Here is an 11,034-nt window from a genome sequence, read left to right as displayed (position 1 = left end):
ATCGGCTGACCCGCAGCCGCTAGCGGCCGCCCCGCCCGCCGTCCCGGTCCAATTCCCACCCGGTGGCCTGGTCGGTCACGGGGTGGGGCGGTGGCGCCACCGGTGGCGCCACCGGCGGCGGCGGTACCACCGCCGGCGAACAGGGCGACGACGGCGAGGGGGTCGGTCATCGCGTGGGGACGGTCACCCGGTGGGCGGGACGGCGCCTTCGCTCGCCTCGGTGGCGATGCGGTCGAACTCGGCGGCCATGGCCTCGGCGAGGGCCTGGGCGGCGGACAGCGGGCGGACCATGACGGTGAACTCGTCGATCAGGCCCTCCTCGTCGAGGTGGAGGAAGTCGCAGCCCTGGAGCCGGCGGCCGGCGACGGTCGCGGTGAAGAGGAGGGCGTGGTCACGGCCGTCGGGGCCGGCGATCTCGCGGGTGTACGTGAAGTCCTCGAAGACGCGCAGCACGGCGCGCAGGATCGCCCCGGTGATCGCCTTGCCGGGGTAGGGCTTGAAGGCGACCGGGCTGGTGAAGACGACGTTCTCGGCGAGCTGGGCCACCATGGCCTGCTCGTCGCGGGCCTCGACGGCCTTGCGGAAGGGGTGCACGGCGGACTCCCGGACTCGACGGTGGCTTTGAAGGTGCGTCGGATCGATTATGGCGGGTCCGGGGCGGCGCGGTGGAGGGCGGCGAGCATCGCGGCGACGGCGGCGGTGACCGGGGTGGTGCGGGTGCGCAGTTCGGCCCAGCGCCAGTCGCCGTCGGGGTTGACCTCCAGGAAGACCGGGGTGCCGGCGCTGAGCAGGAAGTCGAAGGCGCCGTAGCGCAGGGACATCGCGGCGGCGAGGGTGCGGGTGGCGGCGACGACGTCCGGCGGGGGCGTCAGCGGGCGGACGTCGAGGCGGTCGGGGGCGGTCCAGGGGTCGGCGGGGGTGGTCTTGGTGACGGCGAAGGCGTGGATCTGCCCGGCGACGAAGTAGACGCGCAGTTCGGCCTCGTGCTCGACGTACTCCTGGACGATCACCGGCGGGCCGGGGCGGGGGCCGGTGGCGAGTTCGGCGCGGTCGAGGACGACCGGGAAGATCCCGTGCAGCCGGCCGGGGGCCGGTTCGACGAAGTGGTGGTGGGCCGCCTTGACGACCAGCCGCGGACTGTCGAACTCGCCCTGGACGAGGTGCGGGTCGGTGGTCAGGACGGTGCGCGGGACGGCGATCCGGTGGCGCCGGGCGAGCCGCAGCTGGGCGAGCACGCCGGGGCGGTCGGGGTGGATCGCCGTCCCGGAGAGCGCCGCCAGCTGGCCCGCCGCCGACCGCCAGGACTCGCGCAGGAAGGCGGTGCGGGCCGGGTCGGCGGCGGACTCGATGGCGGACCCGGCGGGCTCGATGGCGGACTCCGCGAAGTGCCGGATCCAGGTGACGGTGGGGGCCAGCCGGCGGCCGTTCAGCCGGACCGAGCGGCCGTCGGGGGCGACGGCCAGGGTGGTGGCGGCGAGTTCGTCGGCGTTCAGGCGGGCGGTGCGGATGCCGGCGCCGACGAGCAGGTTGCGCACCGGGTCGAGGTCGCCGTCGCAGGCGCGGCTGAGCAGCAGGACGCAGCGGACGGCGCGCGGGCGGGCGTCCACGGTGCGGGCCGGGTCGGCCAGTTGGTCGAGGAAGGGCGACGGGACGGGGGCAGCGAGGTGCAGCGGGGCAGCGGGGTCAGCCATCGGCGGTGGCGAGCAGGTCGTCGGCCATGGCCAGCAGCTTGGTGACGGTCGCGGCCACCTGCTCCGGGGCGGTCGGGAGGCGGGCGGCGACCCGTTGCAGCACCGCGAGGTCGGGAGCGGCGGACGGGGCGGCGGGGGCGACCGGAGGAGTGGAGCGCAGGTGCAGCAGGAGCTCCAGGACCGTCGCCATCTCGGTGGCCAGCAGGCCGAGCGAGGCCACGTCGCCGAGGTCGCAGCGCGGACGGCTGTCGCGGTCCAGCACCGACAGCACGCCGATGCAGTCGCCCTCGCAGATCAGCGGGGCGGCCATGATGCTGCGCGGCACGTACCCGGTGGACTCGGCCGCCGCGCGGGCGAACTGGGGGTTCTCGGTGACGTCGTCGACCACCACCGGCTGGCCGGTCATCAGCGCCCAGCCGGCGATCCCGGTGCCGGCCGGGAAGCGGGTGCCCAGCAGGTGGTGCTCGCCCTCCCCCGCGACCGCCTCGAAGACGAGGTCGCCGTCGGCCTCGTCCACCAGGAGCACGGACGCGGCAGCCGCCCCGAACACGCTGCGGGCGACCTCCACGACGGACTGGAGCAGTCTTCGCTGCCGGAGCCCGGCACTCTGCGACGGGTCAGTCGACACGCGCACCTCCCTCGGGTACGGCCACGTTCTCGGCGGCCAGGTAGAGGACGGACTTGAGCTGGAAGGGGGTGAGCGAGCGGTGCTTGCTGAGGATGAGCGCGCAGATGCCCGCGATGTGCGGGGTGGCGAAGCTGTTGCCGGTGCTGAGCAGGTTCCGGCCGCCGGGGCCGGCCACCGGGACCCGCACCCCGCGGGCGTAGAACTCGACCGGCGGTGACGGGTTGTAGTAGTAGGACATCGGGTCGGGGCTGTCGTGGCTGGCCACCGAGATGACCGAGGCGAACGGCCACGGGTAGCTGCGCACCGGCATGTTGTGGGCGGAGGCGACGATGACGCAGCGGCGGAAGTAGGCGGCGTCGGCGAGGTCCCGCAGCGCGTCGCAGAACTCGGGCTTGGTGGTCGACAGGCTCATGTTGATGACGTCGTAGCCCTCCTGGATGGCCCAGGTCAGGCCGGCCAGCAGGGCGGCGCCGCTGCCGTGCCGGCCGCCGGACAGGACGCGGACCGAGGTGAGGGCGGCGGCGGGGGCGATGGAGCGGATCACGCTCGCGCAGGCCGTGCCGTGGCCGGCCGCGTCGGCGGGTTCGGTCGGGGTGACGGCGAGGGTGCCGTCCTCGCCGGTGACCACGTCCATGGCCCGGTCGAGGCCGCCGACGAGCGGGTGGTCGGCGTCGACGCCGCTGTCGAGGACGCAGACCCGGACGCCGGAGCCGTCCGCGCCGCCCCAGGCCCAGTCGCGGGTGACCGGGGCGAGCGGGCTGATGTCGAAGGGCTCCTGGGGCACGGTGGTGACCGGCATGCTCCAGGCGGGCACGCCGGGGAAGTGGTCGCGCGGGGGGCGGCGCCAGGGCGGGAGGAGGTGGAGTTCAGTCATCGCCGGCTCCTGCCTCGGGATCATCGGGATCATCGGGAGAGCCTGGCGCATCGGCGGCCGCGAGCCAGCCGCGGACCCGTGCGGCGGGCAGGGTGGCGCCCTTGGCCTCGAACATCCGCAATGCCTCGGTCCCTTCCTCCCTCGCCCGGCCGGCTTCCCCGGCCGCCCCGAGCACGATCGCCAGGTCGAACCGGGTCTCCCCGACCAGGCAGAGGTCGTCGGCGCCGGCGCTCAGCGTGCGCGCCGCGCCGGCCGCGGCGAGCGCCTCCGGGTGCCGCCCGCGGGCCGAGGCGATCCGGCCGCGCAGGGCGGCGGCGCCGAGCCGGGCCCGCAGGCTCTCGCTCTCGCCGTCCCGGTCGATCCGGTCGAGTGCCGCCCCGGCGGCGGCGAGCCGACCCTGGGCGAAGAGCTGGCGGGCGATCGCGACCTCGGTGGTCCGGGTGTCGGGGGCGTACCCGGCGGCCCGCAGCACGGCGAGGCTCTGCCGGTAGCGCGCCTCGGCGGCCTCGTGGGCGCCGGCGAGCGACTCGACGAAGCCGGCGGCGTCCAGGACGACGGCGTCGGCCAGGTCGGCGTGCACGTCGTGGGAGTAGGTGAGGGCCTCGGCGAGGGTGCCGCGGGCGGTGGCGAGGTCGCCGCGGAGGGCTTCCAGGTGGGCGCGGGCGACCAGGACCGGGATGAGCAGCGAGCGGTTGGCGGCGAACCGGCGGCCGAGCAGCGCGCACAGGTCCAGCCCGGTGGCCACCGGGGTCGGTGTCCACTGGGCCAACTCGCAGACGGCGCAGAGCAGTCGGTCCTCCTCGTAGCCGTCGCCGAGGGCCCGGGCGCGGGCCAGCGCGAGGCGGAAGGAGGCCTCGGCGGAGGCCGCGCGTTCGGCGGCGAGTTCGAGGTGGGCGCGCAGTTGGTGCAGCCGGCACCAGCTGAGGTCGTCCCCGGGGTCGTCGGCCAGCCGGTCGGCGAGCCGGGCCGCGTCGGCGGCGACGGCCTCGGGCGCGGCGAGGCCGAGCCGGAGGGCGACGATGCCGCGCTGGATCGCCCGGGTGGCCGCGGCGCGCGGGTCGTCGGGCAGCGCGGCCTCGGCGGCGGCGAGCGCGGCGTGGCAGCGGGCCTGGTCCTGGAGCCAGATGCCCGCGTCGCAGACGTGCAGCGCCAGGGCGGTGTGCCGGGGGTCGCCGGCGGGCAGCAACGCACGGCCGCGTTCGAGGAGTTGGACGGCGGCGGGGAGGTCCTTGCGGGCCAGCGCGTGCATCCCCTCGGTGATCAGGGTGCCGGCCGCGTGGGCGGCCAGCGCGGGCGGTTGCGGGTCGCCGGGCCGCAGTTGGCGGCGCAGCAGGCAGGTGGCCTCGACGTGGTAGGCGACGGCCAGCGCGTCCTGGGGGTGTTCGGCGGCGAGGCGGTCGGCGAGGAAGTCGTGCCAGCGTTCGCGGCGGGTCTTCGGGGTGAACTCGTAGGCGGTGTCGCGCAGCAGGGCCTGGGCGAAGCGGTGGGTGCCGGCCGGGCCGCGTTCGAAGACCCGGCGGTGGGCGAGCCGGGCGAGGGCCTCGTCGGCGGCGGCCGGGTCGACGCCGTCGGCCTGGGCCATCGCGCACAGCTGTTCGCGGGTGAACTCGCGGCCGATCACGGCGGCGAGTTCGAGCAGTCCGCGTTCGGTGGCGGGGAGTTGGTCGAGCCGGGCGCCGAGCAGGGCCTGGATGGTGGGCGGCACGTGGGTGCCGGGGGCGGTCTCGGCGAAGACGTCCATCAGCTGCTCGGCGAAGAGCGGGTTGCCGTCGCAGAGGGTGACCACCCGGCCGGTCAGTTCGTGCTGCTCAGGGGGCTGGAGGTCCTGCGCGTGGACGTCGCCGCGCAGGGCCAGCGAGCCGACCAGGGCGGCGGTCTGGTCGGCGGTCATCGGCCCGAGTTCGAGGGTGGTCGCGCCCGGTTTGCCGCCGCCCCAGTCGCCACGCAGGTCGAGCAGTTCGGGGCGGGCGACGCAGAGCAGCAGCACGGGGACGTCCCGGAGCCAGGTGGCGACCTCGTCGATGAGGTCGAGCAGGGTGGTCTCCGACCAGTGCAGGTCGTCCCAGACCAGGACGACGGGGCGGGAGCGGCCGAGGAGTTCCAGGAGGTGGCGGACGGCCCAGGCGATGTCCTCGACGCCCGCCTGCCCGGTGGCGGGGGCGGTGGGGTCGGTGGCCGGGGTAGGGGCCACGAGGGTGCCCAGGGTGTGGGTGACCGCGTCGAGGGCGTGGGCGGCCGGGCGGCCCCCGTCCTCGCCGCCCACCCCCGCCTCCGTCGCGAGGCGCCGGGTGAGGGCGGGCCAGCCGCCGGGGAACGAGCCGAGCATCTCGACCAGCGGCCGGTAGGTGATCCCCCGGCCGTAGGCGGAGCAGCGGCCGGAGAGCACGGTGACCTCGTCCACCGGCAGGCCGGCCAGGAACTCGCGGACCAGCCGGGACTTGCCGATGCCGGGCACGCCGAGGACGGTGGCCAGGCAGACCTGCCGCCGCTGCCGGGCCCGCCGGAAGCCGCGTTCGAGCTCCGCCAGTTCGTCGGTCCGGCCGACGAACGGGGTGACCGGGCCGGGCTGGTCGGCGGCGGCCTCGGCGGCGGTGACCCGCCAGGCGGGCACGGGGCGGGACTTGCCCTTCAGGTGCAGCGGTTCGACGGCTTCGACGCCGACCCGGGCGCGCACCATGGCGGCGGTGTCGGCGCAGACCAGCACCTCGCCGGGCCGGGCGGCGGTCTGCAGCCGGGCGGCGGTGTTGACGGAGTCGCCGACGACCCGGAAGTCGTCGCCGGGCCTGGTGATCACCACGACGTTGCCGGTGCAGATGCCGGCCCGGGCCTCCAGCCGGACCTGGTACTCGGCGGCGAGCTCGGCGGTGAGGCCCGCCAGCGCGGCGAGCGCGCCGGTGGCGGCGCGGACCGCGCGCAGGGCGTCGTCCTCGTGGGCGACGGTGGCGCCGAACGCGGCGAGGATGGCGTCCCCGATGAACTTCTCTACCACGCCGCCGTGTTCGGCGATGCAGGCGCCGCAGCTGGCGAAGTAGCGGTCCATCACCCGGCGCAGCGGCTCGGGGTCCAGCCGCTCGGCGAGGGTGGTCGAGCCGACCACGTCCAGGAAGAGCATGGACACCTTGCGCCGGGACTCGCGCGGCGCGACGGCGGCCGGGGCGGCGGCGAGCGGGGTGCCGCAGCCGGCGCAGAACCGGTCGGTCTCGGCGGTGCGGTGCCCGCACGCGGCGCAGTTCACGGCGCGCCCTTCGGGGCGGCTTCGGCCGGCCTGTCATCGGCGATCGGTTCGGCGGCGGCCGGGCCGGGGAGGGCGAACCGCGCGTACACGCCGGCCAGCACGACGACCAGCCCCGACACCGCGAAGATCGTGTCGATCGGGCCGAACCGCACCCCTCCCACCGAGCCCGCGAAGTCCCGCAGGCCGCTGCCGGCCAGCCACCCGGCGAGCACCGCCGTGAGCATCGAGGACAGCCGGGTGACCGGGTAGAACACCGCGACCACCCGCCCCCGGAACTCCTGCGGGGTAGCGGCCAGCAGCAGCGGCGCCATGGCGGTGTTCAGCATGGTGATCGGCACGATGAAGAGGAACAGCACGGTCACCGCCCCGGGGAACCCGGTCTGCCGGGAGTACAGCACCAGCAGGACGCCGGCCACCAGCAGGCCGATCCAGGTGGTCCGCTTGGCGCCGATCCACTCCACCACCCGGCCCGCGACGAGCGCCCCCGCGATCCCGCCGATCCCGGTCGCCATGCCGAGGTAGCCGTACAGCTGGGCGGAGGCGTGCAGGTTGCCGGTGGCGAAGAAGACGTTGAGGGTGGACAGGGCGCCGACGCCGAGCTGGCCGATCACGGTGAGCAGCAGCAGCGCCACCAGGAACCGGCTGCGCACGAAGAAGCCCACCCCGGCCCTGAACTCCTTGACCAGGCCGGGGCGTTCGGCCTTCGTCGGACTGGAAGCGGCGGTCTTGCCGGGGCGGACGTCCACGGTGCGGATGGCGAGGTAGGACACCAGGTAGGAGAGCGCGTTGAAGAGCAGCGCCCACTGCAGGCCGACCGTGAACAGCAGCGGCGCGGCGAGCGGCGGGCCGACGATCCAGGCGGTCTGCGCGGTCGCCTGGGCGATCCCGGCCGCCCGGGCGCGGTCGGCGTCGCCGGTGATCATGTCGGCGATCACCGCGAACCGGGCCGGGGTGAAGAACTGGCCGGCCGCGTTGAGGACCAGCACCGTCAGGTAGATCAGGGCGAGCCAGACCCCCGCCGGGAGGTCCTCGACGGGGAGGAAGGAGACGGCGGTCAGCGCGGCCACCAGCCCGCCGCGCAGCACCTCGGTGCCGAGCATGGTGCGGCGCTTGTCCCAGCGGTCGACGAAGACGCCGGCGAGCGGCCCGACGAAGAACACGGCGGCGCTGGTCGCCAGCACCACGCCGCTGACCGCCTGCGGGCCCCAGGACCGGCCCTCGGCCAGCACGGTGGCCACCCAGAGGACCAGGGTGGTGCTGAAAACGGCGTCGCCGACGGAGGAGACGGCCTGCCCGAACCAGAGCCGGGTGTAGTCGGGGTTGCCGATCAGCGCCGGCCGGAGTCTCATGCGCCACTCCCCGCACCCAGGAGCAGCGTCATCAGGGCGGTGACCAGGGTGGTGTGGTACGCCTTGGCGAAGCGTTCGCCGACGGGGTCCTCCGGGGCCGCGCTGGTGGCCGGGGAGCGGCCGGGCAGGGCGCCGTCGGGGCGCTGGGCGCGGGCCAGGCAGGCGATCGCGGCGGCGCCCTCGGGGGTGCGCAGCGGGTCCAGGCCCAGGCAGCGCTGGGCCATCAGGAGTTCGGCGGCGAGGTCCCACCAGTCGCGCCGGACGCAGTGCGCGAGCAGCCGGCCGACCAGGTCCAGCGCGTCCGCCCGGGCCTCGGCGGGCAGCGGGGCGCCGGTCCGGCCGAAGTCGGCGAGGTAGAAGGCGGAGTGGGTGAGCGCGTACGCCTCCGGGATGCCGACGGGCGGTTCGCCGTCCGGCACGGTCCGGGCTGCGGCGGGCAGGGTGACCAGGACGTTCCGCGCGATCAGTTCCGGGTACGGCTCGATCCGGTGGCGGACGCCCGCCTTCTCCGCGTAGTACCGCAGCTCCAGCCGGGCGAGCGGCGACCTGCCGTCCCCGGTGAGGCCGTCCCCGGTGAGGCCGTCGGCGGCGGCCAGGGCGAGCGCGGACCGGCGTGCCTCGGCGCCGGTCCCGGCGGGCGCGAGCGCGGCGTGGACGAGCGCGTACTCGGTGGCGCACCGGGGGTCGGCGGTGACCAGCCGCGCGAAGTCGGGCCGCCGCCAGAGCGTGCGCAGGAACCCGGTCGCCGTGTCGAGCCGGGGGTCGTCGGCGGTGTCGAGCCGGGACCAGCAGTGGCAGAGCAGCGCCAGCTCCAGCACCGCCTTGGCCTTCCCGTGCGGGGAGGCCGCGGCCCGCGCCGAGTACGGGTCGAAGTGGTCCAGGTGCCGCCCGAGCCACCCGAGCGCACCGGCGGACAGCCGCTCCGACTCCCCCGTCGACGCCGCGACCACCCCCGTCGGCCCGGTCACAGGCGCCCCGTCTCGTCGAGGTAGTCCAGCAGGGCCGCGTCGACCGTGTCGTGGAAGGCGGCGAGCGTGCGGCGGTCCTCGGCGCGGCGGTAGAGGTCGGCGCAGCCGATCCAGCGGTCGCGGGTGACGGTGCCGGGGAGGTAGCCGGTGGTGACGGTGCCGACCTCCCAGTCGGGTTTGCCGGCGGTCTCCCAGCAGCTGGCGAGGGTGCCGTCGGCGCTGACCACGGCGCCGTAGCGGCCGTCGCCGTGGCCGCAGGTGGTGCACGGGCGGTGGGGCTGCGGGCGGGTGACGGTGAAGCCGAGGTCGAGGGCGCGGCGCTGCCAGCGGGTGAAACGGGCGGACAGGTCGCGGGTGTGCAGCAGGTCGTTGCCGTAGCCGACGCCGACGTCGCCGACCTGGGCGAAGTACAGGGTGCAGCGGGCGGGGTCGAGGGCGCCGGCGAGCCGGTCGATCAGGGCGTCGACGCCCTGGTGGGTCTCGTGGGAGACGTTGACCCGCAGGGTCCAGCGCAGCGGGGAGGCCGCGGAGGCGCGGGCGAGGTTGCGGACGATGGCGTCGAAGGTGGCGCCGCCCTCGGTGCGCCGGACCCGGATCCGGTCGTGGTCGGGGCGGTCGCCGTCGAAGGTGACCTGGACGGAGCGGAGTCCGAGGTCGGCGAGCTGCCGGGCGAGGGCCGGGGTGAGCAGGGTGGCGTTGGAGATCATCCAGGCGTACGCGAGTCCGTGGTCGGCGGCCCGTTCGAGGAGTTCCAGGCAGCCGCGCGGGTTGAGCAGGGGTTCGCCGCCGAACAGCAGGATCCGGAGCTTGGTCAGGTCGGCGGCCGCCATCCGGCGGCGGGTGAAGTCGAGGATGTCGGTGATGGTGTCGGCGTCCAGGCGGGTGCGGGTGATCCGGGGCGGGCGGCTGCCGCCGGCGGGGTCCTGGGCGGTGTTCTGGAAGCAGTAGCCGCAGCCGAGGTTGCAGTGCGTGCTGGTGAGCACGGTGAGCGCGTAGCTCTGCGGCGTCGGGGCGGCGGTCAGCAGGCCGTGTTCGCGCAGCCGGCGTTCGACGGCGGGGCGCAGGGTGCCCTCGGGGGTCAGCTGGCCGGGGCGCAGGCGGGCGAGGCCGCCGCCGGGGCCGAGGAACCACCAGTTCCGTTCGCCCCGGAGGAGCCGGGCGCCGGGGGCATCGGTCACGGCGTCGGCCTGGAGCGCGCTCATCGGGTCCCTCGCAGCGTCGGGGTGGCGGTCGCGTCGGCCGCCGCGGCGGTGCGCCCGGCCAGGACGGTGACCGTGGCCAGGGCGGTCACCAGGGTGGACTGGTAGGCCTTGCGGAAGAACTCGACGGTGGTCTCGGCCGCGTCCGCCCGGTCGGTGGCGGAGCGGCCGGGGACGGCCCCGCCCGGTGACTGGACGTCGGCGAGCATCCGCAGGGCGGCCGCTCCGGAGAGGGTGCGCAGCGGGTCCAGGCCGAGGCAGTGCTGGGCGAGCACCAGCTTCCCGGCGAGGTCCCAGTCGCCGTGCCGCACGCACTCCGCGGTGAGCCGGTCCACCCGGTCGCGGGCGTGCGCGAGGTCGGCGTCGGCCAGGCCGGGGGCGCGGAAGCCGAAGTCGGCGAGCAGGAAGAGGGTGTGGGTGACGTCGCAGACGTCCAGGTCGGCGAGCGGCTGCCCGTCGGCGTGCCGGGCCAGCAGGCTGGCGCGGTACAGCTGCGGGTAGTCGTGCAGCCGGTGCGGCAGGCCGGCGAGGTCGGCGTAGTAGCGGGTCTCCAGGTGCAGGTAGGGCGTCTTGCGGCGCGGGGTGAGGAAGCCGCCGGCCGCCACCCGGGCGAGTACCTCGCGGTGCGGGCCGTCGGCCGGGCCGGCCGGGGCGAGGGCGCCGTACATCAGCTGGAACTGCCGGGCGTAGCGCGGCTCGGCGGTGAGCAGGCGCGGGTGGTCGGGGTCGCGCCAGACCCGTTCGACGATCGCGGTGACCTCGGCCAGGCCGGGGTCGGCGGGGTCGGCCTTCGCCCAGGAGCGGCGCAGCAGGGCGAGTTGCAGCAGGGCCTTCACCCGTGGCGTGACCGGGAGTTCGGCGCGGCCTGACGGTGCGTCAAGATAGCCCGAGTGCAGGCGAATCCACTGCCGCGCGCCGGCCGACAGGCTCGCCACGGCCGCGGGGTCCAGGACGGCTGATCGAGTACCCATGGTTCTCCTGGTTCTCCCTTGAGGGTGCGGGCTGCCGGGCCGCCCGCTCGATGAGGTCGGCGGCGCGGTGCGGGCGGTCGGCGGCGGCGAGCCGGCGGCCGAGGCGGCGGGCGTGCTCG

9 protein-coding genes are annotated in these 11,034 nt (G+C 75.9%); all 9 read right to left on the bottom strand.

The annotated features are described in order from the left end of the window. Positions 1-183 precede the first annotated feature (183 nt). Genes AB0N76_RS37800 through AB0N76_RS37760 form a run of 9 tightly spaced genes read right to left on the bottom strand, consistent with a single transcriptional unit; the run spans position 184 to position 10,915 of the window. Positions 184-594 carry a nuclear transport factor 2 family protein gene (locus AB0N76_RS37800; protein WP_363565336.1) on the bottom strand — a complete coding sequence of 137 codons (411 nt, stop codon included), beginning with the start codon at positions 592-594 and terminating at the stop codon, positions 184-186. Between the two features lie 47 nt (positions 595-641). Further along, complete coding sequence (locus AB0N76_RS37795; RefSeq protein WP_363565334.1) at positions 642-1,691, bottom strand: hypothetical protein; 1,050 nt, start codon at positions 1,689-1,691, stop codon at positions 642-644. Further along, the gene (locus AB0N76_RS37790) at positions 1,684-2,319 is read right to left on the bottom strand and encodes a GAF domain-containing protein (protein ID WP_363565333.1); all 636 of its coding nucleotides are present in this window, start codon (positions 2,317-2,319) and stop codon (positions 1,684-1,686) included. The genes AB0N76_RS37795 and AB0N76_RS37790 overlap by 8 nt, the downstream gene beginning before the upstream one ends. Continuing rightward, positions 2,309-3,193, bottom strand: coding sequence for a S8 family serine peptidase (locus tag AB0N76_RS37785; RefSeq protein WP_363565331.1), 885 nt, complete (start codon positions 3,191-3,193; stop codon positions 2,309-2,311). Before AB0N76_RS37785 ends, AB0N76_RS37790 begins: the two co-directional genes overlap by 11 nt. Continuing rightward, entirely contained in the window at positions 3,186-6,428 is a 3,243-nt protein-coding gene (locus AB0N76_RS37780) for an adenylate/guanylate cyclase domain-containing protein (protein ID WP_363565329.1), read from the bottom strand. The genes AB0N76_RS37785 and AB0N76_RS37780 overlap by 8 nt, the downstream gene beginning before the upstream one ends. After that, a complete protein-coding gene (locus AB0N76_RS37775) occupies positions 6,425-7,777 on the bottom strand; it encodes an MFS transporter (RefSeq protein WP_363565327.1) in 1,353 nt (450 codons plus the stop codon). The genes AB0N76_RS37780 and AB0N76_RS37775 overlap by 4 nt, the downstream gene beginning before the upstream one ends. Then, the gene (locus AB0N76_RS37770) at positions 7,774-8,745 is read right to left on the bottom strand and encodes a hypothetical protein (RefSeq protein WP_363565325.1); all 972 of its coding nucleotides are present in this window, start codon (positions 8,743-8,745) and stop codon (positions 7,774-7,776) included. Before AB0N76_RS37770 ends, AB0N76_RS37775 begins: the two co-directional genes overlap by 4 nt. Beyond that, a complete protein-coding gene (locus AB0N76_RS37765) occupies positions 8,742-9,947 on the bottom strand; it encodes a radical SAM protein (protein WP_363565323.1) in 1,206 nt (401 codons plus the stop codon). The genes AB0N76_RS37770 and AB0N76_RS37765 overlap by 4 nt, the downstream gene beginning before the upstream one ends. Then, entirely contained in the window at positions 9,944-10,915 is a 972-nt protein-coding gene (locus AB0N76_RS37760; protein WP_363565321.1) for a hypothetical protein, read from the bottom strand. Before AB0N76_RS37760 ends, AB0N76_RS37765 begins: the two co-directional genes overlap by 4 nt. Positions 10,916-11,034 lie beyond the last annotated feature (119 nt).

This window comes from Kitasatospora sp. NPDC093806 (assembly GCF_040683335.1).
Lineage (GTDB): Bacteria > Actinomycetota > Actinomycetes > Streptomycetales > Streptomycetaceae > Kitasatospora.
The sequence above is the reverse complement of the archived record's forward strand: the minus strand, read 5'-3'. Positions and strand labels throughout refer to the sequence as shown.

Excerpts from the sequence above, each read along its gene's own strand:
- AB0N76_RS37760 (WP_363565321.1), bottom strand. The coding sequence starts at position 10,915 with ATGGGTACTCGATCAGCCGTCCTGGACCCCGCGGCCGTGGCGAGCCTG.
- AB0N76_RS37795 (WP_363565334.1), bottom strand. The coding sequence starts at position 1,691 with ATGGCTGACCCCGCTGCCCCGCTGCACCTCGCTGCCCCCGTCCCGTCG.
- AB0N76_RS37765 (WP_363565323.1), bottom strand. The coding sequence starts at position 9,947 with ATGAGCGCGCTCCAGGCCGACGCCGTGACCGATGCCCCCGGCGCCCGG.
- AB0N76_RS37785 (WP_363565331.1), bottom strand. The coding sequence starts at position 3,193 with ATGACTGAACTCCACCTCCTCCCGCCCTGGCGCCGCCCCCCGCGCGAC.
- AB0N76_RS37775 (WP_363565327.1), bottom strand. The coding sequence starts at position 7,777 with ATGAGACTCCGGCCGGCGCTGATCGGCAACCCCGACTACACCCGGCTC.